The organism is Streptomyces sp. WMMC940 (assembly GCF_027460265.1).
In the GTDB taxonomy this organism is placed as follows: Bacteria; Actinomycetota; Actinomycetes; order Streptomycetales; family Streptomycetaceae; genus Streptomyces.
On the sequence record NZ_JAPZBC010000001.1, the window covers coordinates 3,209,543 to 3,233,341 of the forward strand.

The following is a 23,799-nucleotide window of genomic DNA, read 5'->3' on the forward strand; positions in this document are numbered from 1 at the left end:
GAGCCGGGGCCGTGCCGCCGCCGGAGCGCCCGCGCCGGCACCGCGGGCGCCCGCCGGCACCGGCCGAAGCGGTGCCGAGGACTGCGGACAGCCGCTGACGACGACCGAGAGACGAGAGCCGAGAGAGCTGAGGGATGGCCGAGACACATGTGCTGTTCGTCGAGGACGACGACGTCATCCGTGAGGCCACCCAGCTGGCGCTGGAGCGCGACGGCTTCGCGGTGACCGCCATGCCGGACGGGTTGGCCGGTCTCGAGGCGTTCCGCACGAACAGGCCCGACATCGCGCTGCTCGACGTGATGCTGCCCGGCCTCGACGGGGTCAGCCTGTGCCGCAGGATCCGGGACGAGTCGACCGTGCCCGTGATCATGCTGTCGGCACGGGCGGACTCGATCGACGTGGTCCTCGGCCTGGAGGCCGGGGCCGACGACTACGTCACGAAGCCGTTCGACGGTGCCGTGCTGGTCGCCCGGATCCGGGCCGTGCTGCGCCGTTTCGGCCACGCGGGCGGGGTCGCGGGCGACTCCGGCGAGCCGGGCCGGCCGGGCGAGCGCGGAGTGCTGGTCTTCGGCGACCTGGAGGTCGACACGGAGGGCATGGAGGTGCGACGGGACGGCCGTCCGGTCGGTCTCACGCCCACGGAGATGCGGCTGCTGCTGGAGTTCTCCTCCGCGCCCGGCACGGTGCTCTCGCGCGACAAGCTGCTGGAGCGCGTCTGGGACTACGGCTGGGGCGGGGACACCCGCGTCGTCGACGTCCATGTGCAGCGGCTCCGCACGAAGATCGGGCAGGACCGGATCGAAACGGTCCGCGGCTTCGGTTACAAGCTCAAGGCATGAGGAGACCGGCCCTGCGCACCGGCGTCCGCTGGAAGATCAGCATCGCGATCGCCGCGGTGGGTGCGCTGATCGCGTTCGCACTGAGCCTGGTCGTGCACAACGCCGCCCGGGTGTCGATGCTCGAGACCTCGCGCGATCTGCAGATGAGCCGGCTGCTCTTCGCCCAGCGCATCTACGAGACCACGAAACCGAGGACCGAGCCGAAGCTCGGCTCCAAGCTCAACGACCCGGAACTGCCGCGGCCGCTGCGCGGCCTGCTCGCCGACGGACGGATGGCCACCTACGTGCAGGGGGAGGGCCCGGCGCCCGACATCTGGGCGGCCGTGCCGCTCAGCAACGGCGATGTGCTGTCCCTGCACAGCCGGATACCCGACCGCAGCGCCGACATCATGAAGGACCTCGACCGCGCCCTCGTGATCGGTTCGGTGTCGGTCGTCTTCGGCGGCTGTGCGCTGGGCGTGCTCATCGGCGGACAGCTCTCGCGCCGCCTGCGGAAGGCCGCTGCCGCGGCGGGCAAGGTGGCCCAGGGCAACACGGACGTACGGGTCCGGGAGGCCGTCGGCGGTGTCGTCAGGGACGAGACCGACGAGCTGGCGCGGGCGGTCGACGCGCTGACCGACGCGCTCAACGAACGCATCGAGGCCGAACGCCGGGTCACCGCCGACATCGCACACGAGCTGCGCACCCCGGTGACCGGGCTGCTGACGGCGGCGGAGCTGCTGCCGCCGGGCCGCCCCACCGAGCTGGTGCGGGACCGGGCACGGGCCATGCGCACCCTGGTCGAGGACGTGCTGGAGGTGGCACGGCTGGACGGCGCGTCGGAGCGGGCCGAGCTCCAGGAGATCGCACTGGGCGAGTTCGTCAGCCGCCGGGTCGCCGTGCTCGACCCCGAGGTCAGGATCAGCGTCGTGCACGAGTCGTGGGTCAGCACGGACCCGAGGCGGCTGGAGCGGATCCTGCTGAATCTGCTGACCAACGCGGCCAAGTACGGCAGGCCGCCGATCGAGGTCACGGTCGAGGGCCGGGTGGTCCGGGTCCGCGACCACGGCCCCGGCTTCCCTGAGGCGCTGCTGCGCGAGGGGCCGAGCCGCTTCCGCACCGGCGCCAGCGACCGTGCGGGAACGGGCCACGGGCTGGGTCTCACCATCGCCGCAGGCCAGGCCCGGGTCCTCGGCGCCCGGCTGACCTTCCGCAACGCGGCCCCGGAAGGCGCCGCGTCGCCGGGCGCCGCCGGAGGTGCGATCGCCGTCCTCTGGCTGCCGGAACACGCGCCGACGAACACGGGGAGCTTTCGCAGACCGGCGTTCCCGGACTGATCGCCTCCCGGCGGAACGCCCCGCCCCCATTCCTCCCGGCGGAGCCGGACCTGGCCCTGAGCGACCGGGTGCGCGGCGTCAGCGCGCTGTTCACGATGCACGCCGGGATGTTCTTCATGCAGAACGTCGAAGGCGACCCCGAGGAGAAGCGTGAAGCCGTCCTCGAGGTCGCCGTCGATCCGGTGTCGCAGGCCCATCACGGCCCGCGGGAGTGAGCCGTGGCGGCCGCCGCGGCGAGCGTCAGATGGTGACGCCCTGGGCGCGCAGGAAGTTCGCCGGGTTCAGGGCCGAGCCGTAGTTCGGGGTCGTACGGATCTCGAAGTGCAGGTGCGGGCCGGACGAGTTGCCGGTGTTGCCGGACAGGGCTATGAGCTTGCCGGTGTTCACGCTCTGGCCGACATGGACGTTGATCTTCGACAGATGCGCGTACTGCGAGTACTTGCCGTTGCCGTGCTTGATCACGATGGCGTTGCCGTACGCGGAACCGTCACCGCCGCCGTTCGGACCGGCCTTGACGACGACACCGCCACTGGCGGCCTTCACCGGGGTGCCGACCGGAACGGCGAAGTCCTGGCCGGAGTGCTTGTGGGACCACATGGCGCCGCCCTGGTTGAAGCTGGCGGTCAGGGTGTAGCCCGAGACCGGCTTGACCCAGGCGTTGGCCTTGGCCTTCTTCGCCGCGGGCTTCGCCTCGGCGGCGGCCGGGGCGCTCTTCGCCGTGTCGGCGGACGCGACACCGGCCCCGGCTCCGACGACCATCACGGCGCCGAGTCCGGCGGCCACGACGGCACCACGGGTACGGAGCGCGGACGAACGGAGACGGGTGGGGGCGATGCGCTTCGACATGCGGGGAGAACCTCCGGGCTGTGGGGCAGGAAGCGACCCGATGCCTGAGCACCGGGGCGACACCTTGGTAACCCGCACCCCCAAGCCGACTCAAACACCCCATCTACGACATCTCGTCGTAGGTTTGCGCCTGTGAGCGGGGCCCTTGACGTCAGCGAATCCTCCGTCCGTCATTGTCCGAAATCTCCTGACGAAGAGTGGTTTATTAGCACGTGGGGGCTGCACAGATGCGTTGTCCGGTCCGAACCGCCGCCGTGTCGGGTCCACACCGCCGGAAGGCCCGCCCTCGATGACCCGAAAGACCCGGCACGCGACCCCACAGCCCCACTAAGTCGCCTAGTAGGCTCGGAAACGCCTGTGCGCCTTGTCACGGCCGGTGGGACCAAAGGCCTTCCGTTTCGGGACCAAAGTCCCGTTGGCCGGAGGCGCTGAAGGACTTCGGACGGTGCGCCCGAAGTGCCCCTTTCGGCGGGATACGCCCTTTTTGTCACGGGAGAGAGTCCTATGGAGCCCGCACTGATCGGCACCCGCCTCGCATCGGCGGTGCTCTCCCCCCTCGTCAGGCGCCTCCTGGTGCAGGAGGGCAGCGGCGCCGCACTCACCGACCGCCCCGTGCGACTCGCCGGCCTGGTCTCGTTCCGGGGCGAGAAGCGCACCCTCACCGAGCGGGACGTCCGCAGGCTCGCGGGCACCCTCGTCCGGGAGTCGCTGACGGGGCCCGGCGAGCCGCCGTTCCCCGATGACGAGGCCGAAGCCGTCGCCGACGCCCTGTCCCGGTGCCTGCTCGCCCTCGGCGAGCTGGAGATGGACGACGTCCAGGCCGTCCGCCACGGCCACCGCGAACTCGCCCGGCGACTGCGCGCCACCCCCACGGCGCGGCGCGCGGCCGGGGGTCTGTCCACGGACGCCACCCTCTACCTCGCCTCGATCACCGAGTGGGCCTGCCTCCACATCCTGCAGTTCTTCACCCAGCGGTCGTCCTTCGTCGCCCGCACCCTCGTCGAGCAGAGCCGCACCCAGGCCGAGATGATCGCGAAACTCGACGAGCTGATCCTGCGCACGCCCCGTACGGACGCCCGTGACGCGGCGTTCGAGCACCGCTACCTCCCGTACGTGGCGCGGAGCCACGGGAACCTCACGATCTACGGCATCGACCTGCACGAGTCACCGGACGAGTGGCCGCTGGACGTGGCCTACCTCTGCCTGGATACCTCCGCCCGGACCGGACCTTCCGGGGACTGGCTCACCGGACCGGCCGCGATCGGTCCGGCCACCGGTTCGCAGACCGTCCCGACCGGCGACCGGCCCACCGTGCCGCACGCCCGCCCGCAGCCACCGGACGACGGCGTCCGGTGGCTGCGCAGGGCGAGCGGCACGGACGGGCCGGAGGCGGATCCCGTGCCCGCGGACCAGGCCCTCGCCGCCCACGACCGGGTGCTGCTCCGCGGCGTCGCCGGCTCCGGGAAGACCACCCTCGTCCAGTGGCTGGCCGTGTCCGCGGCCCGCACCGCGGGTGAGGATCCCGACGGGCGGATGGCGTACCTCCACGACCGCGTCCCCTTCGTCCTGCCTCTGCGCACCCTCACCCGCCACGGCGAGCGGCTGCCCGCACCCGACGGCTTCCTGTCGGCCGTGGGCTGCCCCCTCACCCCGCCCGAGGGCTGGGCGGACCGGGTACTCACCGCCGGCCGCGGGCTGATCCTCGTGGACGGCGTCGACGAGGTCCCCGAGGCCGAGCGGAACCGCACCCGACGTTGGCTGCGCGACCTGCTGGGCGCGTACGGCGCCGGCAACCGCTGGCTCGTCACCTCCCGCCCCTCCGCGGTGCGCGACGACTGGCTCGCCCCCGACGGCTTCACCGACCTCACCCTCTCCCCCATGAGCCGCCGCGCGGTCACGGCGTTCGTACAGCGCTGGCACCGGGCTGCGGGCGCCGACGCGCAGACGTACGAGCAGCCGCTCCAGGACGCCATCCGCGGCAAGCGGGACCTCGCCGCCCTCACCACCAACCCCCTGATGTGCGGACTCATCTGCGCACTCCACCGCGACCGGCGCGGCTTCCTCCCCCGCGGCCGCAAGGCCCTCTACGAGGCGGCGCTCGCGATGCTGCTCACCCGCCGCGACCGGGAGCGGGACCTGGGCGCACCCTCCGGCGTCGACCTCGCGGAAGCGCCGCAGATCCAGCTCGTCCAGCGCCTGGCGTACTGGATGACGCTCAACGGGCGCACGCAGATGGACCGTTCACGGGCGGAGTCGCTGGTCACCGCAGCGATCCCGGCGGTCCCCGAAGCGGCCGCGGCCGGGGATCCCCGGGCCGTCTTCGGTCATCTGCTGCACCGCAGCGGACTGCTGCGTGAATCCTCCCCCGGGGCCGTGGACTTCGTGCACCGCACCTTCCAGGACTTCCTCGCTGCCAAGGCGATCGTGGACGAGTGGCACATCGGCGTCCTCACCCGGCATGCGGCGGACGACCAGTGGGAGGACGTGATCCGGATGAGCGTGGCCCATGCGCGGCCGCGCGAATGCGCCGAGATCTTCACGGAGTTGCTCGCCGCGGCGGACGCGGCCCCCGACCGCGCCACCCAGCTGCGGATCCTGGTGGTCGCGGCGGCGGCGATGGAACAGGCCACGGAGATCGCGCCCTCCGTCCGCGAGACGCTGCTGAGCCGTACGGCCGAGGCCATTCCGCCGAGGACCGTCCAGGAAGCCCGGGCCCTGTCCACCGCTGGTCCCCTCGTGCTCGACCTGCTGCCGGGGCCCGAGCACACGGCCGACGACGACATGGCGCGCATGACGGTCGTCACCGCCTCGCTCGTCGACTCCGAAACCGCGGTCCCCTTCCTCGCCCGGTACGCCGGACACCCCTCGGTGCGGGTGCGCTCGCAGCTCGTATGGGCCTGGGACCGGTACGGCCACGACGAGTACGCCAGGGACGTGATCGCCGCCGTCGACCCGTCGGGGCTCTACTTCACGGTGCGCAACGTCGAGCAGGCCCGCTCGATCGCCGCCCTCGCCGGCGGCCGCGCGGTGCACTTCCAGGGAGACCTGCCCGGGGAGCTCATCGCCGCGACCGTCCGGTCCTGTGCGCCGCCGGCGGTCCGCATCTCCCAGAACCCGCAGCTCACCGACCTCACCTGGCTGACTGGCGCACCCGCGTCGCCGGAGGACGTCGAGATCGACCGCTGTCCCGCGCTCACCGACCTCTCGGCCGTGGGCCCCCTGACCACGCTCCTCCTCGACGACAGCCAACTGGCCGTCGTGGCGAGGGTGCCGGACGCGGAAGGGGTCCAGGTGGAGCTGAGGCGGGCGGTGCCCGACGTGCGCCGCATCCCCGAGCTCTTCCCCGGCCTCCCCTCCCTCTCCGTCGTGCACCTGTGGCAGGACGAACCCGTCGACCTGTCTCCGCTCACGGCCGTGGACGGGCTGCGCCGGATCCTCCTCGTCGGCGACCCCGCCCTGTTCCTGGGGACGGACGACCTCGCCGCACGCGTCTCACTGACCGTCAGACCACCGGAATGACCGAGGTGTTGCGTCAGGCCTCCTTCCGGCCCCGGGCCCCGTCCGCCATCCTCCTGTGACATGAGCAGACCCGTGATGAGCCCGAACCCACGCGGGCACCTCCGCCATGACCGCCTCCTCCGCAGTGTCCGCGGCGCCCGGACCTGGCCGCTCGCCCTCGGCCTCGTCGCCGCGCTCACCTGGAGCAGCGGCAGCGCACCCGCCGGGGCAGGGCCCTCCGACACCGGACTCAAGGGCGCGATCGACACGATCCTCGCCGACCCCCGGATGGACGGCGGCGCCGCGAGCGTCGTCGTCGCCGACGCCACCACCGGGGAACGGCTCTACGAACGCGACGCCGGCGACCGGCTGATGCCCGCGTCCAACACGAAACTCGCCACGTCCACCGCCGCGATGGCGCTGCTCGGCCCCGGCTACCGGTTCCGCACCGAAGTGCTGTCCACTGGCCGCCGCTACGGCTCGGTCCTGCACGGGGACCTGTACCTCCGCGGCGGGGGCGACCCCACCGCGCTCGCCTCCGACTACGAAGGACTCGCCGCCCGGCTGAGGGAGTCGGGCATCCGCAGGGTCACCGGCAGTGTCGTCGCCGACGACACCAGGTTCGACACCAGCCGCCTGGGCCGGTCCTGGGCCGCCGACGACGAGTCCTCCTACTACTCCGCCCAGATCTCGCCGCTGACCGTCGCACCCGACACCGACTACGACTCCGGCACCGTCGTCGTGGAGGCGTCCCCCGGCGCCGCCCCCGGCGACCGGCCGAAGGTGAAGCTCACCCCGCCGACCGACTACGTACGGGTCGACGTCCGGGGCAGCACCGTCCCCGTGGGGCAGGCCGACACCCTCGCCGTCGAGCGCGAGCACGGCTCCAACACCATCGTGGTCAGCGGGGACATCCCGGTCGGCGGGTCCACCACCAAGGAGTGGATCACCGTCTGGGAGCCCACCGGGTACGCCACTGCCGTCTTCGCCGACGCCCTGGCCGAGCAGGGCGTACGCGTCACCGGCACCCCGCGCCTGGGCAGGCCCACTCCGCCCGGTGCGAAGGTCCTCGCCACCCACAGCTCCATGCCGCTGAAGGAGCTGATGCTCCCGTTCATGAAGCTGTCCAACAACATGCACGCCGAGACGCTGACCAAGACGATCGGCTACGAGACGTCCGGACGCGGCACCTGGAGCGCGGGGCTCTCCGCCGTCGACGGCCATCTGAGGAAGGAGGGCGTCGAGGCCGCGAAGCTGCGCCAGGTCGACGGCTCCGGGCTGTCCCGGATGAACGTCTTCCCCGCCGACCAGCTCGCCCGGCTGCTGCTCGCGGTCCGGGACGCGCCCTGGTACGACGACTGGCACGCGTCCCTGCCCGTCGCCTGCCACCCCGACCGCGCCGTCGGCGGCACGCTCCGCACCCGGATGTGCAACACCCCGGCGGCCCTCGGCGCCCGCGCCAAGACCGGGTCCCTGACCGGCGCCTCGGCGCTCTCCGGATACGTCGAGGACGCCGTCGGCCGCGAACTGGTCTTCAGCATCGTGCTCAACAACTATCTCGCGTCCTCCGTGAAGAGCGTCGAGGACGCGATCGTGGTGACGCTGGCCGGGTCCGACACGGCCAGCGACACGATCGCCGCGGCCTCCGTACCGGTCCTGCGGAACGCCGACCGGAAGGCGCCCGCGGATCTCGAATGCACCTGGCGGAAGCCCGACGTCTGCTGATGCGCCCAGGGGCCCGGACCGCCGGAAGGCACGGTGCGGGCCCTGGCCACCGGCGTCGGCCCACCACACGGCGAGACCGCAGCGGCGAAGGTCCGCCGTCTGACCGCGGTGCTCCGAAAAAGGGGCTGCCCCCGGACCCGGAGGTCCGGGGGCAGCCCCCTTTGACGCGTGCTCGGAACGCTCAGGCGTCCTTCGACAGGTTCGGCCCGCTGCCGCCGGCCGCCGACTCGATCGGCGGGACGTCCGGCAGAGCCGACTTCTCCTCACCGCGGAAGGTGAACTTCTTCTCCTCGCCCTCGCCCTCGGTGTCGACCACCACGATGTGACCGGGACGCAGTTCGCCGAAGAGGATCTTCTCCGAGAGCAGGTCCTCGATCTCCCGCTGGATCGTCCGGCGCAGCGGACGGGCGCCCAGGACCGGGTCGTAGCCCTTCTTCGCCAGCAGGAGCTTGGCCTCCTGGCTGAGCTCGATGCCCATGTCGCGGTCCTTCAGCCGCTCGTCCACCTTGGCGATCATCAGATCGACGATCTGGATGATGTCGTCCTGGGAGAGCTGGTGGAAGACGACCGTGTCGTCGACACGGTTGAGGAACTCCGGCCGGAAGTGCTGCTTCAGCTCGTCGTTGACCTTGGCCTTCATCCGCTCGTAGCCGGTCTTGACGTCGCCCTGGGCGGCGAAGCCCAGGTTGAAGCCCTTGGAGATGTCCCGGGTCCCGAGGTTGGTCGTCATGATGATGACCGTGTTCTTGAAGTCCACGACCCGGCCCTGGGAGTCGGTCAGGCGACCGTCCTCCAGGATCTGGAGAAGGGAGTTGAAGATGTCGGGGTGGGCCTTCTCGACCTCGTCGAAGAGGACGACGGAGAACGGCTTCCGGCGCACCTTCTCGGTGAGCTGGCCACCCTCCTCGTAACCCACGTATCCGGGCGGGGAACCGAAGAGGCGGGAGACCGTGTGCTTCTCGCTGAACTCCGACATGTCGAGGGAGATCAGCGCGTCCTCGTCGCCGAAGAGGAACTCGGCGAGCGTCTTGGACAGTTCGGTCTTACCGACACCGGACGGACCGGCGAAGATGAACGAACCACCGGGACGCTTCGGGTCCTTCAGACCGGCGCGGGTACGCCGGATCGCCTGGGACAGGGCCTTGATGGCGTCCTTCTGGCCGATGACGCGCTTGTGGAGCTCGTCCTCCATGCGGAGCAGACGGGAGGACTCCTCCTCCGTCAGCTTGAAGACCGGGATACCGGTCGCCGTGGCGAGGACCTCGGCGATCAGCTCGCCGTCGACCTCGGCGACGACGTCCATGTCGCCGGCCTTCCACTCCTTCTCCCGCTTGGCCTTCGCCGCCAGCAGCTGCTTCTCCTTGTCGCGGAGGGAGGCTGCCTTCTCGAAGTCCTGGGAGTCGATCGCGGACTCCTTGTCCCGGCGGACACCGGCGATCTTCTCGTCGAACTCGCGGAGGTCCGGCGGCGCGGTCATCCGGCGGATGCGCATCCGGGAACCGGCCTCGTCGATCAGGTCGATCGCCTTGTCCGGCAGGAAGCGGTCCGAGATGTACCGGTCGGCCAGGGTCGCGGCCTGGACCAGCGCCTCGTCCGTGATGGAGACGCGGTGGTGCGCCTCGTAACGGTCGCGCAGGCCCTTGAGGATCTCGATGGTGTGCGGCAGGGACGGCTCCGCGACCTGGATGGGCTGGAAGCGGCGCTCCAGGGCCGCGTCCTTCTCCAGGTGCTTGCGGTACTCGTCGAGCGTCGTCGCACCGATGGTCTGCAGCTCGCCGCGGGCCAGCATCGGCTTGAGGATGGAGGCGGCGTCGATCGCGCCCTCGGCGGCGCCCGCACCCACCAGGGTGTGGAGCTCGTCGATGAACAGGATGATGTCGCCGCGGGTGCGGATCTCCTTGAGGACCTTCTTGAGGCGCTCCTCGAAGTCACCGCGGTAGCGGGAACCGGCGACCAGCGCGCCGAGGTCGAGGGTGTAGAGGTGCTTGTCCTTGAGGGTCTCGGGCACCTCGCCCTTGACGATGGCCTGCGCCAGTCCCTCGACGACGGCGGTCTTGCCGACGCCGGGCTCGCCGATGAGGACCGGGTTGTTCTTGGTGCGGCGGGACAGCACCTGCATGACCCGCTCGATCTCCTTCTCGCGCCCGATGACCGGGTCGAGCTTGGACTCGCGGGCCGCCTGGGTGAGGTTCCGGCCGAACTGGTCGAGGACGAGGGAGGTCGAGGGCGTGCCCTCGGCCGGACCGCCGGCGGTGGCGGCCTCCTTGCCCTGGTAACCGGAGAGCAGCTGGATGACCTGCTGCCGCACCCGGTTGAGATCGGCGCCCAGCTTCACGAGGACCTGGGCGGCGACGCCCTCGCCCTCGCGGATCAGGCCGAGCAGGATGTGCTCGGTGCCGATGTAGTTGTGGCCCAGCTGGAGAGCCTCCCGGAGCGACAGCTCCAGGACCTTCTTGGCACGAGGGGTGAAGGGGATGTGCCCGGACGGGGCCTGCTGGCCCTGGCCGATGATCTCCTCCACCTGCTGGCGGACCGCCTCGAGCGAAATCCCGAGGCTCTCCAGGGCCTTAGCGGCGACACCCTCACCCTCGTGGATAAGGCCCAGGAGGATGTGCTCGGTGCCGATGTAGTTGTGGTTGAGCATCCGGGCTTCTTCCTGAGCCAGGACGACAACCCGCCGCGCGCGGTCGGTGAACCTCTCGAACATCGTTAATCGCTCCTCAGAGCGGTCAGTCAGTTAGGGGTCGATCCCCTCCCTGTCCTTCCGCAGCTTAGTCCCGCAAGCGGGGACCGCTCATTCCAACTGCCGACACCCGTCTGTGGCCTCCTGCCCCGAACGCCGACAAATGCTCCAACCCGATGGTGCGAGACGATGTTCCCGCAGGCCAGGCAGTTACCCGTGCCATCAGTACGCCGATGGCGAACGTGAGACCCCGGAGCCCGCGTGTCACCCGTCCCCACTAGGGATGTCTTACCCGTATGGACGGACACTCCATGCGGCGCGCGCCGGTTCCCTCAGCTACGGGCGAACACCCTTGCGCCCTCGAACACGCCCTCGCCACCTCCTCGTCGACACCGTGCGTGACGATTCCCCGACGATCCGTAACCACCGGGTCCTCCCGGGAGTTCCCGGGTCATGGCCTTCACTCTCCCGGCACCTCGCGTGCCGCTCGATGACGGCAGCACAAGGTGGTACAAGAACGAGCTTGGCTGGGCTACGGCCGAAGGGCCACCGGTACGGCTGATCACCGGGCTGCGGTTCGACGCGCTGCAGCTGCCGGCGGACGCCGGGGAGGCTCTGTTGCGGCGCTGCGGGCGCACCGGACCGGTCGCCAGGGCGGGAAACAGAATTCTGCTCCTGGTCGCCGCGGGCAGCGCAGAGGAGCTGCCCGGGCTGCTCGACTGGCTGGACTGGGGCGGGATCCGCCTGGAGCTGACCGCTCTCGGGCCGGGTGGGTCCGTGCCCGCACCTGCGCCCCCGGGGTGCGCGGTCCCGGCCGGGGCGCCTCAGGGGGCCGCCGTGTGGCTGCGGCCCCCGAAGCCGGGGCGCGAGGTGGAGCCGTCACTGCCGGCGTTCGGCGCCGTGGGGCGCCCGGGCGCCGGATCCGGGGGCGGTGGGGGCGCCCCCGACCTCGTACGGCTCGTGGACGCGGCGGCGAACGCCTGCCACCGGGCCCGTCTGCTGCGTGCGTCTGCGGCCGGGCCGCACACGCACGCTCAGCCGTTGGCCTTCTCGTAGGCCTCCCGGATCTCGGCGGGGACACGGCCGCGGTCGTTGACGCTGTAGCCGTTCTCCTTCGCCCACTTCCGGATCTCCGCGGTGTCCTTGCTGCCCGTCGAGGTCGCGGCACGGCCCTTTCCGCGGCCGGTCGTGGCACGGCCGCCGGTGCGCCGGCCACCCTTGGTGTAGGGCTCCAGCAGACCGCGGAGCTTGTCCGCGTTGGCGGTGGTGAGGTCGATCTCGTAGGTCTTGCCGTCCAGAGCGAACGTCACGGTCTCGTCCGCCTCGCCGCCGTCGAGGTCGTCGACAAGAAGGACCTGAACCTTCTGTGCCACCGGATTTCCTTTCATCGAAAATGCAGTACGCGGAAAGGAAACCGCTTTTCTCTGGAAAACACAAACCCTCGGCAGAGGTTCAGAACCCGGGGAACGCGGGAAACGTACGCGATTCGGACATAGGGGTTCGGCGTCGGGTCGAGTCCCGCTTCCGCCTGCCCGCCGGAGCGGGATCACAGGTGGAGAAGCATCCGGCTGTTACCCAAGGTGTTCGGCTTCACCCGTTCGAGACCGAGGAACTCGGCGACACCCTCGTCATAGGAACGCAGCAGCTCGCTGTAGACATCTCCGTCGACCGGGGTCTCACCGATCTCCACGAACCCGTGCTTCGCGAAGAAGTCGACTTCGAAGGTCAGGCAGAATACCCGCCGCACACCCAGCCAGCGGGCGGTGTGCAGCAGCTTGCCGAGTACATGGTGACCGACGCCGGAGCCCCTGAACTGGGGGTCCACCGCGAGAGTGCGGACTTCGGCGAGGTCTTCCCACATCACGTGGAGGGCACCGCAGCCGACCACCCGGGCGTCCGAGTCGCGTTCCGCGACCCAGAACTCCTGGATGTCCTCGTAAAGCGTCACGGTCGCTTTGTCGAGCAGGATGCCATCGCTCACGTACGGGTCCACGAGACGGCGAACGGCAGGCACATCGCCGGTCCTGGCCCGGCGGACCGTGACGGCATTTGCTGCGGCATTGGGAGGCGACTGCTCTGACGACATGACCGGACGCTATCGCCCCGCCCCGTCCCCGCCGTCGGCGCCCTCGGCGTCCCCTTCGGGAGAACCTTCCGCCGCCCCTTGCCCAGGCCCTTCCCGCCCGGGTTCCGGTGCCTCTTCCGCCGGGTCGCGCTGAACGACGCGGATCGCGTCGCGGAGCTCCTGGCGCTGCTCCGGCGACATCATGCCGAAGAAGGCGACAAGAGCCGCCGCGGGGTTGTCGCTCTTCGACCAGGCTTCGTTCATCAGTGCGGCGGAGTAGGCGGCCCGGGTGGAGACCGCGGTATATCGATAGGCGCGGCCTTCGACTTCCCTGCGCACCCAGCCCTTCTGATGGAGATTGTCCATTACGGTCATGACCGTGGTGTAGGCGATGGACCGTTCCTGCTGGAGATCCTCCAGCACTTCGCGCACCGTCACCGGGCGGTTCCATTGCCAGATGCGCGTCATGACGGCGTCTTCGAGCTCTCCCAATTGGCGGGGCACATCGCCACCATAGTCGGAGATGTCGTAATGGCCGGCTATTGACGTACTTCGGGTACGAAAAAGGACGTACGGCCGCGATGAGCCGTACGTCCCGCGAGAGCCGGTGCGGACCGGCGTCAGGCCTCGGTCGGACGGTCCGACGGCGCGGTCCGGCCGGCGGCCTCCGCACGGGCGATCGCCGCGTCCACGGCGGCGTCCTCCTTGGCCTTGTTCGGCCCGCCCTGGCTCTTCACGATCGTGACGACGAGAGCGGTGAAGAACGCGGCCATCACGACCGGGGGCAGGAGCGCGGATACGTAGTCCATGCCCCCAGAGTAGCTATCCGGCGGCCCGCTTCTCCGGCGGGGGCGCAGGGCGACGGCGCGGCGGGAAGACCTCGCCCGGGGTGGGGATGGGGCGGTCCGGGCGGGGAGCCGGGCGGGCGGGCTTCGGCGAGGCCGGACGGGGCTCCTGCTTGTCCCCGGCCTCGGCGCGGCCCCCGGGCAGGGCGTGCAGCCGGACCCTCGACGGAGGCAGCGAGGACGCGCGGGCGGCGGCACGGTCCGCGAGCCGGGCCCGTACGGACTCCTCGGCGAGGCCCTGGCAGCGCTCCAGCAGGGCCTGGGAGAGCGGCGTGCGGCGCAGGGAGCGCAGGGCCGCGAGATCCTCGGGAGCGGGTTCGTGGCCGGCGGCGAGAGCCTCCTGGAGGATCTCCAGATAGCCGCCCGCGGAGCCGGGGAGGGCGTCGCGGTACCGCTCCAGGTCGGCGAGCAGGAAAGCCCGCAGCCGGCCCGTCTCGCGGACGGCCTCGTCCACGGACTGTGCGAGCCGCAGGTACTCCTGGGCGGTGTTCGCGCCGGGGCCGTCACCTCGGTCGGCGCGACGGGACTGGTCGGGGTTGAGGGCGATGGCGAGAGCGCGGCGGAGCACACGCAGTTCGTCCGCGCTGAACGCCATGCCGCCGCGGGATCCGTATGGCGTGGGCATGGGCCGACGATACGCGCTAATCGGACAAAATTCGTTTAACGTCACATTTACGGCGCGGCGCGCGTCGGTGCGGGTGCCCGCGTGTGCGGGTCTTGCGTGCGGGCACCGGGCAGGGCGCCCGCACGGCGCGTGACGGCGCCGCGGAACGCCAGGCCGTGCCCGCACGCCGGTTCACATGCGGGAGACGTTCCGCTCGTAGACCAGTCGCAGGCCGATCAAGGTCAGCCACGGCTCGTGCTCGTCGATCGCGGAGGACTCCCCGAGGACCATCGGGGCCAGGCCGCCGGTGGCGATCACGGTCACGTCCTCCGGGTCGTCGGCCAGCTCTCGCTTCATGCGCTGGACGACACCGTCGACCTGGCCGGCGAAGCCGTAGACGATGCCCGCCTGCATGGCCTCGACCGTGTTCTTGCCGATCACACTGCGCGGTCGGGCCAGTTCGATCTTGCGGAGCTGGGCGCCCTTGACGCCGAGGGCCTCGACGGAGATCTCGATGCCGGGGGCGATGACTCCGCCCGCGTACTCACCCCGGGCACTGACCGCGTCGAAGGTCGTCGCCGTGCCGAAGTCGACGACGATCGCAGGACCGCCGTAGAGCTCGACGGCCGCGACCGCGTTGATGATGCGGTCCGCGCCGACCTCCTTCGGGTTGTCCATCAGGATCGGCACGCCGGTCTTGATGCCGGGCTCGACGAGCACCGCGGGGACGTCGCCGTAGTAGCGGCGGGTCACCTCGCGGAGCTCGTGGAGCACCGAGGGCACGGTGGCGCAGATCGCGATGCCCTCGATGCCGTCGCCCAGTTCCTCGCCGAGCAGCGGGTGCATGCCCATCAGGCCGTTGAGGAGCACGGCCAGTTCGTCGGCCGTGCGGCGCGGGTCGGTGGAGACGCGCCAGTGCTCGACGATGTCCTCGCCGTCGAAGAGGCCGAGGACGGTGTGGGTGTTGCCGACGTCGATGGTGAGCAGCATCGGATCAGACCTCGGCCTCTCGCAGGTCGAGACCGATGTCGAGGATCGCGGAGGAGTGCGTGAGCGCCCCGACCGCGAGGTAGTCCACGCCCGTCTCGGCATAGGCCCGGGCGTTCGCCAGGGTGAGCCGGCCGGAGGACTCCAGGACCGCGCGCCCGGCGACGATCGCGACGGCCTCGGCGGTCTCCACCGGCGTGAAGTTGTCCAGGAGGATCAGGTCCGCGCCCGCGTCCAGGACCTCGCGGACCTGGTGGAGGGTGTCCACCTCGACCTCGACGGGAAGGTCCGGGGTGCCCAGCTCGGCCAGCGTCTCCCGGACGGCCTTGAACGCCTGGGCCACGCCGCCCGCGGCGACCACGTGGTTGTCCTTGACGAGTGCCGCGTCGGACAGCGACATGCGGTGGTTGACGCCGCCGCCGCAGCGCACCGCGTACTTCTCCAGGGCGCGCAGGCCCGGGGTCGTCTTGCGGGTGTCGCGCACGCGCGCGCCGGTGCCCTCGAGCGTGTCGGCCCAGGCCCGGGTCGCTGTGGCGATGCCGGAGAGACGGCACAGGAGGTTCAGGGCACTGCGCTCGCCGGTGAGCAGGTCCCGGGTGCGGGCGGTGACGGAGAGGAGCTTCCGGCCAGGCTCGACGCGGTCGCCGTCCTCGACGTGGCGCTCGACCTCGAACTCGTCGGTGCAGACGATCGAGAGGACCGCCTCGGCGATGCGCAGACCCGCGACGACGCCCGCCTCGCGGGCGGTGAAGTCGCCGGTGGCGACCGCGTCCTCGGGAACGGTGGCGACGGTCGTCACGTCCACGCCGCCGTCGAGGTCCTCCTCGATGGCGAGGTGCGCGACGTCCTCGACCTGTACCGGGTCGAGGCCGGACTCGGCCAGCAGCTCCGCGAGGTCGGGGTCCAGGCCGCACTCGTACACCTCGTCGCCGCAGCCGCAGTCGTCGCCGCAGCCCTGCTCTTCGGCGGCGCGGGCGCCGATCTGGATCAGCGGGACGTCCACGGGCTCCGGACGTTCTTCGGGCGTGCTCACTGTTGCGGCTCCCTGTCGGCGGTGGGGGTGGGGACGAAGGCGGGACGGGCGGGCGGGAAAGCCTCGGTCGCCGTGCGGCGCACCACGAGGCGGCGGTCGGGGGTGAGGCGCACGACGACATGGCGGCGCCACCCGGCGTCGTCCCGCCCGGGGTGGTCCTCGCGCCAGTGGCAGCCGCGCGTCTCCGTCCGCTCGTGGGCGGCGGCGACCAGCACCCGGGCGACGAGCAGCAGATTGGTGGCCTCCCAGGACTCGACGCCGGGTTCGGCGGCCTTGTCGAACTCCTCGGTGTCGTGCAGCGCGGACAGGTGCAGCGCCTCCAGGGCGTCCGCCGCATCGTCCAGGCTCGCCGCGGAGCGCAGCACTCCGGCGCCGCTCGTCATGATCCGCTGGATCTCGCGCCGGGCCTCGGGCACGAGGAGCGGTACGGGCCCGGGGAAGCCGTCCTCCGCCGGAGCGCCGGACGCAGTCCCGGGCCGCCCGTCCGCGGCGGGCACGGCGGGCACGGCGGACGCTGAGCCGTCCGTACCGGCCGGCGGGACGGGCCCGGCCGTGTGGGTCTCCGCGATCGTCCTCGCGATGCGCTCGGCGAAGACGAGCCCCTCGAGGAGGGAGTTGGAGGCCAGCCGGTTCGCGCCGTGGACGCCGGTGCAGGCGACCTCGCCGCAGGCGTACAGGCCGGGGACGGTCGTACGGCCGTGGAGGTCGGTGCGGACGCCTCCGGAGGCGTAGTGGGCGGCAGGGGCGACCGGGATCGGCTCGGTGACCGGGTCGATGCCGTGGGCGCGGCAGGCGGCGAGGATGGTGGGGAATCGGTTCTCCCACATCTCGGCGCCGAAGTGGCGGGCGTCCAGGAACATGTGGTCCGCGCCCTGCTCCTGCATGCGGCGCATGATGCCCTTGGCCACGATGTCCCGGGGGGCGAGCTCGGCCAGTTCGTGCTGTCCCACCATGAAGCGGGTGCCGGACGAGTCGACGAGATGGGCGCCCTCGCCCCGCACCGCCTCGGAGACCAGCGGCTGCTGGCCCTCGGAGTCCGGGCCGAGCCAGAGCACCGTCGGGTGGAACTGGACGAACTCGAGGTCGCTCACCTCGGCGCCGGCGCGCAGCGCGAGTGCGACGCCGTCGCCGGTCGACACCGGCGGGTTGGTGGTGGCGGAGAAGACCTGGCCCATGCCGCCGGTCGCCAGGACCACGGCGGGGGCGTGCACCGCGCCGACGCCGTCGTGCTGGCCCTCGCCCATGACGTGCAGGGTGATGCCGGCCGTACGGCCCTCCGCGTCGGTCAGCAGGTCGAGCACCAGTGCGTGCTCGATGACGCGGACCGCGCCCTCACGTATCGCCGTGACCAGCGCGCGGGAGATCTCCGCGCCCGTGGCGTCGCCTCCCGCGTGGGCGATGCGCCGGCGGTGGTGGCCGCCCTCGCGGGTCAGCGCGATACCGCCGGCGTCGTCGGTGTCGAACCGCGCGCCGGTCGCGATCAGCCGCCGCACGGCGTCCGGGCCCTCGGTGACGAGCGTGCGCACCGCCTCCCCGTCGCACAGCCCGGCGCCCGCGACGAGGGTGTCGTCGAGGTGCTGCTCGGGGGTGTCGCCCTCGCCGAGCGCCGCGGCGATGCCGCCCTGGGCCCAGCGGGTGGATCCGTCGTCCAGGAGCGCCTTCGTGACCACGACGGTGCGCAGACCACCGGCCCTGCAGCGGAGTGCCGCCGTGAGGCCCGCGACGCCGGATCCGACCACGACGACGTCCGCGTCGATGGCCCAGCCGGGGGCCGGGGCGTTCAGCCGTATACCGGTGCTCGTCACGAGGCGGCTCCGAAGGTCAGGGGGATGTTGTCGATCAGCCGGGTCGTGCCGACCCGTGCGGCGACGGCCATGATCGCCTCGCCGGTGTGGTCGTCGGCCACCTCGGAGAAGTCGGCCGGGTCGACCAGGGCGAGATAGTCGAGAACGAGGGGCGACGAGGACTTGGCGGCCTCGTCGAGAACGGCTCGCGCGGCGGCCCGCACGGCGTCGGCTCCGCCGCCGGGCTGGGCGGCGGCGACCGCGTGGGCGTCGGCGGCCGCCCGGGCCTCGCCGAGCGCGGAGAGCGCGGCGGCCCGGGCGTTGGAGGCGGGCGCCGACTCGGCCCGGGCGCGCAGGGCGAGCTGCGCGGCGAGCCGGTCGCGGGCGGCGAACAGGGCGCGGGACAGCGCGAGGGCGGTGTGGCGCTCCTCCGGCGAGAGGTAGCGGTTGCGGCTGGAGAGGGCGAGGCCGTCCGGCTCCCGCACGGTCGGCACCCCGACGATCTCCACCGGGAAGTTCAGGTCCCGGACCATACGGCGGATCAGGGCCAGCTGCTGTGCGTCCTTCTGCCCGTACAGCGCGATGTCGGGGCGGGTGAGGTGCAGCAGCTTGGCGACGACGGTCAGCATGCCGTCGAAGTGGCCGGGCCGGGAGGCGCCCTCGAGGAGCTCGCCCATGGGGCCGGCGGTGATCCGGACCTGGGGCTCGCCGCCCGGGTACACCTCGTCGGCCGAGGGGGCGAAGACGGCGTCGGCGCCCGCCTCCGCCGCGGTCTTGAGGTCCGCTTCGAGGGTGCGCGGATAGCGGTCGAGATCCTCGCCGACGCCGAACTGCAGCGGGTTCACGAAGACCGTGACGACGACCTGGCCCAGCGGCCCGACCAGCGCCCGGGCGGTACGGACCAGGGTGGCGTGGCCGTCGTGGAGAGCGCCCATGGTCATGACGACGGCGCGACGGGCGGGCGCCGCCGGGGCGAGGGCGTCCAGCTCCGCCGCGGTGCGCAGGGGGGTGATCATCGGTCGCTCTCTCCGTCCGCGGCGTCCGGGCCGTCCGTGCGGCCCCGGCCGTCCGCGGCGTCGTGGCCGTCCGCGAGGACCACCAGCAGGTCCTCGGCGAGTTCGGGCTTGAGCAGGCCGTGCGCGAGGGCGCGGTCCGCGGTCGCCCGTGCCATGGCCAGATAGCCGGCGACCATGCCCGGGGCGTGCTCGCGCAGCTCGGACACATGGGCCGCCACGGTCCCGGCATCACCGCGGGACACCGGCCCGGTCAGCGCGGCGTCGCCCGAGCGCAGGGCGTTGTCGAGCGCGGCGCCGAGGAGCGGGCCGAGCATCCGGTCCGGGGCCGAGACCCCGGCGGTGCGCAGCAGTTCCATGGCCTGGGCGACCAGGGTGACCAGGTGGTTCGCGCCGAGGGCGAGGCCCGCGTGGTACAGCGGACGGGCGGCCTCCTCGATCCACTCGGGCTCCCCGCCCATCTCGATGACGAGGGCCTCGGCGGCGAGCCTCAGCTCCTCGGGCGCGGTGACGCCGAAGGAGCAGCCGGCCAGCCGCTGGACGTCCACGGAGGTGCCGGTGAAGGTCATGGCGGGGTGCAGGGCGAGCGGGAGCGCCCCGGCCCGCCTGGCGGGGTCGAGGACCGCCGCGCCGTACCGCCCGGAGGTGTGCACCAGCAGCTGGCCGGGGCGCACGGCACCGGTCTCGGCGAGCCCCTCGACCAGTCCGGGCAGCACGTCGTCGGGAACGGTCAGCAGCACCAGCTCGGCGCGCGCGAACACCTCCGCGGGGGGAACCAGCGGCACGTCGGGCAGCATCGCGGCGGCCCGGCGCACGGACGCGTCGGAGACCCCGGAGACGGCCACGGGGCGGTGGCCGGCGAGCTGGAGGGATGCGGCCAGCGCCGGGCCGACGCGGCCAGCGCCGACGACACCCACGGTGAGGCGGGCCGGACGGTCCTTGGGGTCGACCGGCTCCTGTGCCGGTGGTGTTGCTGGCGATGGTGCGTTCACGCGCGGCCTTCCGTTCCAGTCCGCAGGGGGTACCGGACGATTCCTCGCCATGCTACGCCAGCGTTTCGACGAGGCTTCCGCTTGTCCACAGGCTGTGGAGGCAGCGCCGGCACCCGACGGACGGGACCTGTGGACAACGGCACGGGACGGCCCGGTGTGGGCGATCATCGCAGCATGACTCAGAACGCGGATCGGACGCGGCCCATCGACTCCGGCGGACCGGGGGCAGGCACGGAAGCTGCGGCGGGCGCGGATACGGCCGCTGCCCCGGAGCGGCGCGGGGACGGCAGCGAGGAGGCCGAGCGCCGCCGCAGGCTGACGGCCTGGCGGGCTTCCGAACGGCTGCTGTGGCACGGTTCCGCGGACGGTCGGCTCGGCGAGCGGCTCGCGGCCCTGGCGGCCGACGCGGGCGCCGTCCACGACCTCGACGAGCACGTGGACCTCTACGGCGACGGGGTCGTCGCCGGGCTGGAGGGGCGCGTGGCGGCGCTGCTCGGCCTCCCGGCCGCGGCGTTCTTCCCCACCGGCACGATGGCGCAGCAGGTGGCGCTGCGCTGCTGGGCGGGGCGCACGGGGAACCGGACCGTCGCGCTGCATCCGCTCGCCCATCCCGAGGTCCACGAACGGGGTGCGCTGGGTGCGGTCGGCGGGCTGCGTACGATCCACCCGACCCGGGAACCGCGGTTGCCGACGGCGGACGAGATACGCGGCCTGGACGAGCCGTTCGGCACGCTGATGCTGGAACTGCCGCTGCGGGACGCCGGATTCGTGCTGCCCGAGTGGGACGAACTGGTGGACGTCGTCGAGGCGGCGCGCGAAATGGATGCGGTGGTGCACTTCGACGGCGCGCGACTCTGGGAGTGCGCCCCCCATTTCGGCCGAGAACTGGACGAGATCGCCGGACTCGCGGACAGCGTGTACGTGTCGTTCTACAAGTCCCTCGCGGGCCTGTCCGGCGCGGTACTGGCCGGGCCGGAGTCCCTGGTGGAGGAGGCACGGGCCTGGCGCCACCGCTACGGCGGCCTGGTCTTCCAGCAGTACCCGGCGGCGCTGTCGGCGCTGCTGGGCCTGGAGCGGGAGCTGCCGAGGCTGCCGTCCTACGTGGCCCATGCGAGGACCGTCGCGGCGGCGTTGGCGGCCGGGCTGACGGAGGAACCCGGCGTGCCCTGGTTCCGGGTGCACCCCGATCCGCCGCACACCCACCAGTTCCAGGTGTGGCTCCCCTTCGGCGCCGACCTTCTCGACGAGGCGGGCGTACGGCAGGCGGAGGAGACCGGTGTGACCCTGTTCCGCCGCTGGTTCCCGGCCCCGTGCGGCCCGCCCGGCGTCTGCGCCACGGAGGTCACGGTCTCCTCTCCGGGTCTTTCGTGGACCGCCGACGACGTCAGGGCGGCCCTCGCGGACTTCATGGCGCGGGTACGGGCCGGCGGCGGACGGGAGCGCGGCTGACGGGCGGCACCCGTCCTCCCCCTCCCCTCCGCCGTCACCTCGGCGGAGGCATCGTGTCCATGCCGTTCAGGCAGCGCCCGTCAGGCGTTCCGCGGCGCAATGGACCGCCGAGGACCGATCCACGGGAGCACGCCGGTCAGGACGCGGTGCCGCCGCCCGCGCGCACCAGGCCGCTCTCGTACGCGAGCACCACGACCTGCACCCGGTCGCGCAGCCCGAGCTTGGTGAGGATGCGGCCCACATGGGTCTTCACCGTGGCCTCGGACAGCACCAGTCGGGCGGCGATCTCGCCGTTCGACAGCCCCTGGGCGACGAGCATCATCACCTCGCGCTCGCGCTCGGTGAGCCGCCCCAGCTCCTTCTGCTCCGGCTCCTTCCCGTGGGAGGGCAGCATCGGCGAGAAGCGGTCGAGCAGCCGGCGCGTCGTGGACGGGGCGACCACCGCGTCGCCGCTGTGCACGGAACGGATGGCACCGAGCAGTTCGGCCGGCGGCACGTCCTTCAGCATGAAGCCGCTGGCTCCCGCCTTGAGTCCGGAGAACGCGTACTCGTCGAGGTCGAAGGTGGTCAGGATCAGCACCTTCGGCGGGTCGGACTGGGCGCAGATCCTGCCGGTCGCCTCCACCCCGTCCAGCCGGGGCATGCGGACGTCCATCAGCACCACGTCGACCGCAGTGGAGCGGAGGATCTCGATGGCCTCGGCCCCGTCGCCGGCCTCCGCGACGACCTCCATGTCGGGCTGGGCGGCGAGCACCATCCGAAAGCCGGTGCGCAGCAGCACCTGGTCGTCGACGAGCATCACGCGGATGGGCATGGGCGGGGTCCTTGTCTTGTGGGCCGGGGCCGGGACGGATGCGGGGGCTCGGTGGGACGGGCGGGTGGGCCGACGGGGCGGTGACGGCAGGCTAGTGGGCGGATTTGAGGGGGAGCAGCACGCTGATCCGGAATCCGCCGCCCGGCCGCGGACCGGCGTCGAGCGTGCCGCCGACCATGCCGACACGCTCCCGCATGCCGATGAGGCCGTGGCCCTTGCCGTCCGCGCCGCCGTCCTCGTACAGCTCGTGGGCCGCGCCCCGGCCGTCGTCCTCGACGAGGAGTCCGAGGCCGTCGTCGAAGTAGACCAGCCGGACGCTCGCCCCGGCGTCCGGTCCGCCGTGCTTGCGCGTGTTGGTGAGGGCTTCCTGGACGATCCTGTACGCGGTGAGCTCCACCCCGCTCGGGAGTGGCCGCGGGGTGCCCTCGATCCGGAAGTCGACGGTCAGGCCCGAGCCGCGGACCTGCTCCACCAGCTCCTTGATCTGCTCGACGTCCGGCTGCGGTACGTACTCACCGCTCTCCGGTGCGTCACCGGTGCGCAGGACGCCCAGCAGCCTGCGCATCTCGGCGAGCGCCTGACGGCCCGTGGAGGAGATCGTCTCCAGGGCCTGCCGGGCCTGGTCGGGCGCGGCGTCCAGCACATAGGCGGCGCCGTCGGCCTGGACGACCATCACCGAGACGTTGTGTGCGACGACGTCGTGGAGCTCGCGCGCGATCCGGGCGCGCTCGGCGGCGACGGCCACCTTCGACTGGGCCTCGCGCTCCTTCTCCAGCCGGCGGGCACGCTCCTCCAGCTGGGCGAAGTAGGCGCGGCGGGTGCGCAGGGAGTCGCCGAGTACCCAGGCGAGGGCGAACGGAACGGTCATGACGACCGTGAAGAAGATCTTCGCACCCGCGCTCATACTCGGCTCGGGCCAACGGATCTGGGCGAGCGTCGCGGCGCACAGACCGCCGGCGAGCGCGAGGTGGGAGGCCCAGCGCGGTCCGTCGTGCGCGGCGACGGTGTAGATGAGCACGAGCATCGCGAAGTCCGCCGGGTTCGGCCCGACGTCCAGCGCCAGCTGCGCGACGCCGATCCCGGCGACCAACAGCAGCATCTTCTCCGGCATACGGCGGCGCAGCGCGACGGCCAGGCAGAGGAGGAGCACGACGAGGACGGGTGCGATGCGCGGTTCGAACCCGACGTGCTCCTGGACGACCCACAGCATGGAGAACCCGAAGAGCATCACAGCCCAGAAGCTGTCGACGCCCGTCGGGTGCCTGCGGAGAAAATCGTAGAGGCGCTGCACGTAACCCAGCGTAGG

20 protein-coding genes and 1 pseudogene are annotated in these 23,799 nt (G+C 72.1%); 7 read left to right on the plus strand and 14 right to left on the minus strand.

The annotated features are described in order from the left end of the window. Positions 1 to 134 precede the first annotated feature (134 nt). The 3 genes and pseudogenes from cseB to O7595_RS14125 all read left to right on the plus strand — a co-directional run. Complete coding sequence (gene cseB / locus O7595_RS14115; protein WP_269729041.1) at positions 135 to 839, plus strand: two-component system response regulator CseB; 705 nt, start codon at positions 135 to 137, stop codon at positions 837 to 839. Then, positions 836 to 2,155: a two-component system sensor histidine kinase CseC gene (gene cseC, locus O7595_RS14120; RefSeq protein WP_269729042.1), complete on the plus strand. Its 1,320-nt coding sequence runs from the start codon at positions 836 to 838 to the stop codon at positions 2,153 to 2,155. The genes cseB and cseC overlap by 4 nt, the downstream gene beginning before the upstream one ends. Before the next feature lie 41 nt (positions 2,156 to 2,196). After that, positions 2,197 to 2,370 (plus strand): annotated as a pseudogene (locus O7595_RS14125) (TetR family transcriptional regulator); the annotation flags it as partial. Positions 2,371 to 2,395: 25 nt separating this feature from the next. On the opposite strand, the gene O7595_RS14130 reads toward O7595_RS14125, so the two are convergent. Further along, positions 2,396 to 3,001, minus strand: a complete 606-nt coding sequence (locus O7595_RS14130) for a M23 family metallopeptidase (RefSeq protein WP_269729043.1) — start codon at positions 2,999 to 3,001, stop codon at positions 2,396 to 2,398. 504 nt (positions 3,002 to 3,505) lie between these two features. Between O7595_RS14130 and O7595_RS14135 the strand changes: the two genes are divergently transcribed. Further along, positions 3,506 to 6,520, plus strand: a complete 3,015-nt coding sequence (locus tag O7595_RS14135) for an NACHT N-terminal Helical domain 1-containing protein (protein WP_269729044.1) — start codon at positions 3,506 to 3,508, stop codon at positions 6,518 to 6,520. A 75-nt stretch (positions 6,521 to 6,595) separates the two neighbouring features. After that, positions 6,596 to 8,224: a D-alanyl-D-alanine carboxypeptidase/D-alanyl-D-alanine endopeptidase gene (dacB, locus tag O7595_RS14140; RefSeq protein WP_269732484.1), complete on the plus strand. Its 1,629-nt coding sequence runs from the start codon at positions 6,596 to 6,598 to the stop codon at positions 8,222 to 8,224. A gap of 181 nt (positions 8,225 to 8,405) precedes the next feature. Here dacB and O7595_RS14145 read toward each other — a convergent pair whose 3' ends face one another. Continuing rightward, entirely contained in the window at positions 8,406 to 10,931 is a 2,526-nt protein-coding gene (locus tag O7595_RS14145; RefSeq protein ID WP_018892500.1) for an ATP-dependent Clp protease ATP-binding subunit, read from the minus strand. Between the two features lie 429 nt (positions 10,932 to 11,360). On the opposite strand from O7595_RS14145, the gene O7595_RS14150 reads away from it, so the two are divergent. After that, complete coding sequence (locus tag O7595_RS14150; protein ID WP_269729045.1) at positions 11,361 to 11,963, plus strand: SCO3374 family protein; 603 nt, start codon at positions 11,361 to 11,363, stop codon at positions 11,961 to 11,963. Here O7595_RS14150 and O7595_RS14155 read toward each other — a convergent pair. The 10 genes from O7595_RS14155 to O7595_RS14200 form a co-directional block, all read right to left on the minus strand. Next, entirely contained in the window at positions 11,942 to 12,280 is a 339-nt protein-coding gene (locus O7595_RS14155; protein WP_269729046.1) for a histone-like nucleoid-structuring protein Lsr2, read from the minus strand. The two genes, O7595_RS14150 and O7595_RS14155, sit on opposite strands and share 22 nt — an antisense overlap. 173 nt (positions 12,281 to 12,453) lie before the next feature. After that, positions 12,454 to 12,993, minus strand: a complete 540-nt coding sequence (locus O7595_RS14160; protein ID WP_269729047.1) for an amino-acid N-acetyltransferase — start codon at positions 12,991 to 12,993, stop codon at positions 12,454 to 12,456. A 9-nt stretch (positions 12,994 to 13,002) separates the two neighbouring features. Continuing rightward, on the minus strand, positions 13,003 to 13,476 hold the full coding sequence (locus O7595_RS14165) for a BlaI/MecI/CopY family transcriptional regulator (protein ID WP_269729048.1): 474 nt from the start codon (positions 13,474 to 13,476) through the stop codon (positions 13,003 to 13,005). A 116-nt stretch (positions 13,477 to 13,592) separates the two neighbouring features. Then, positions 13,593 to 13,781 carry a hypothetical protein gene (locus O7595_RS14170; protein WP_269729049.1) on the minus strand — a complete coding sequence of 63 codons (189 nt, stop codon included), beginning with the start codon at positions 13,779 to 13,781 and terminating at the stop codon, positions 13,593 to 13,595. A 13-nt stretch (positions 13,782 to 13,794) separates the two neighbouring features. Beyond that, positions 13,795 to 14,442 (minus strand): hypothetical protein, encoded by a 648-nt coding sequence (locus tag O7595_RS14175; RefSeq protein WP_269729050.1) that lies wholly within the window; start codon positions 14,440 to 14,442, stop codon positions 13,795 to 13,797. 171 nt (positions 14,443 to 14,613) lie between these two features. Then, entirely contained in the window at positions 14,614 to 15,411 is a 798-nt protein-coding gene (locus tag O7595_RS14180) for a type III pantothenate kinase (RefSeq protein ID WP_017949716.1), read from the minus strand. A gap of 4 nt (positions 15,412 to 15,415) precedes the next feature. Beyond that, positions 15,416 to 16,441: a carboxylating nicotinate-nucleotide diphosphorylase gene (nadC, locus tag O7595_RS14185; RefSeq protein ID WP_269729051.1), complete on the minus strand. Its 1,026-nt coding sequence runs from the start codon at positions 16,439 to 16,441 to the stop codon at positions 15,416 to 15,418. Then, complete coding sequence (locus O7595_RS14190) at positions 16,438 to 18,246, minus strand: L-aspartate oxidase (protein ID WP_269729052.1); 1,809 nt, start codon at positions 18,244 to 18,246, stop codon at positions 16,438 to 16,440. The genes nadC and O7595_RS14190 overlap by 4 nt, the downstream gene beginning before the upstream one ends. After that, a complete protein-coding gene (panC, locus tag O7595_RS14195) occupies positions 18,243 to 19,241 on the minus strand; it encodes a pantoate--beta-alanine ligase (protein ID WP_269729053.1) in 999 nt (332 codons plus the stop codon). Before panC ends, O7595_RS14190 begins: the two co-directional genes overlap by 4 nt. Continuing rightward, a complete protein-coding gene (locus O7595_RS14200) occupies positions 19,238 to 20,281 on the minus strand; it encodes a Rossmann-like and DUF2520 domain-containing protein (RefSeq protein ID WP_443071619.1) in 1,044 nt (347 codons plus the stop codon). Before O7595_RS14200 ends, panC begins: the two co-directional genes overlap by 4 nt. Positions 20,282 to 20,404: 123 nt before the next feature. On the opposite strand from O7595_RS14200, the gene O7595_RS14205 reads away from it, so the two are divergent. Further along, the gene (locus O7595_RS14205) at positions 20,405 to 21,679 is read left to right on the plus strand and encodes a threonine aldolase family protein (protein WP_269729054.1); all 1,275 of its coding nucleotides are present in this window, start codon (positions 20,405 to 20,407) and stop codon (positions 21,677 to 21,679) included. Positions 21,680 to 21,815: 136 nt separating this feature from the next. Here O7595_RS14205 and O7595_RS14210 read toward each other — a convergent pair whose 3' ends face one another. Together O7595_RS14210 and O7595_RS14215 are read right to left on the minus strand one after the other, a co-directional pair. Next, positions 21,816 to 22,493: a response regulator transcription factor gene (locus O7595_RS14210; protein ID WP_269729055.1), complete on the minus strand. Its 678-nt coding sequence runs from the start codon at positions 22,491 to 22,493 to the stop codon at positions 21,816 to 21,818. 91 nt (positions 22,494 to 22,584) lie between these two features. Further along, positions 22,585 to 23,784, minus strand: coding sequence for a sensor histidine kinase (locus tag O7595_RS14215; RefSeq protein ID WP_269729056.1), 1,200 nt, complete (start codon positions 23,782 to 23,784; stop codon positions 22,585 to 22,587). Positions 23,785 to 23,799: the final 15 nt, after the last annotated feature.

Coding starts and splice junctions, on each gene's coding strand:
- cseB (WP_269729041.1), top strand. CDS start 135: ATGGCCGAGACACATGTGCTGTTCGTCGAGGACGACGACGTCATCCGT.
- cseC (WP_269729042.1), top strand. CDS start 836: ATGAGGAGACCGGCCCTGCGCACCGGCGTCCGCTGGAAGATCAGCATC.
- O7595_RS14130 (WP_269729043.1), bottom strand. CDS start 3,001: ATGTCGAAGCGCATCGCCCCCACCCGTCTCCGTTCGTCCGCGCTCCGT.
- O7595_RS14135 (WP_269729044.1), top strand. CDS start 3,506: ATGGAGCCCGCACTGATCGGCACCCGCCTCGCATCGGCGGTGCTCTCC.
- dacB (WP_269732484.1), top strand. CDS start 6,596: ATGAGCCCGAACCCACGCGGGCACCTCCGCCATGACCGCCTCCTCCGC.
- O7595_RS14145 (WP_018892500.1), bottom strand. CDS start 10,931: ATGTTCGAGAGGTTCACCGACCGCGCGCGGCGGGTTGTCGTCCTGGCT.
- O7595_RS14150 (WP_269729045.1), top strand. CDS start 11,361: ATGGCCTTCACTCTCCCGGCACCTCGCGTGCCGCTCGATGACGGCAGC.
- O7595_RS14160 (WP_269729047.1), bottom strand. CDS start 12,993: ATGTCGTCAGAGCAGTCGCCTCCCAATGCCGCAGCAAATGCCGTCACG.
- O7595_RS14170 (WP_269729049.1), bottom strand. CDS start 13,781: ATGGACTACGTATCCGCGCTCCTGCCCCCGGTCGTGATGGCCGCGTTC.
- O7595_RS14175 (WP_269729050.1), bottom strand. CDS start 14,442: ATGCCCACGCCATACGGATCCCGCGGCGGCATGGCGTTCAGCGCGGAC.
- O7595_RS14180 (WP_017949716.1), bottom strand. CDS start 15,411: ATGCTGCTCACCATCGACGTCGGCAACACCCACACCGTCCTCGGCCTC.
- panC (WP_269729053.1), bottom strand. CDS start 19,241: ATGATCACCCCCCTGCGCACCGCGGCGGAGCTGGACGCCCTCGCCCCG.
- O7595_RS14200 (WP_443071619.1), bottom strand. CDS start 20,281: ATGGCGAGGAATCGTCCGGTACCCCCTGCGGACTGGAACGGAAGGCCG.
- O7595_RS14205 (WP_269729054.1), top strand. CDS start 20,405: ATGACTCAGAACGCGGATCGGACGCGGCCCATCGACTCCGGCGGACCG.
- O7595_RS14210 (WP_269729055.1), bottom strand. CDS start 22,493: ATGCCCATCCGCGTGATGCTCGTCGACGACCAGGTGCTGCTGCGCACC.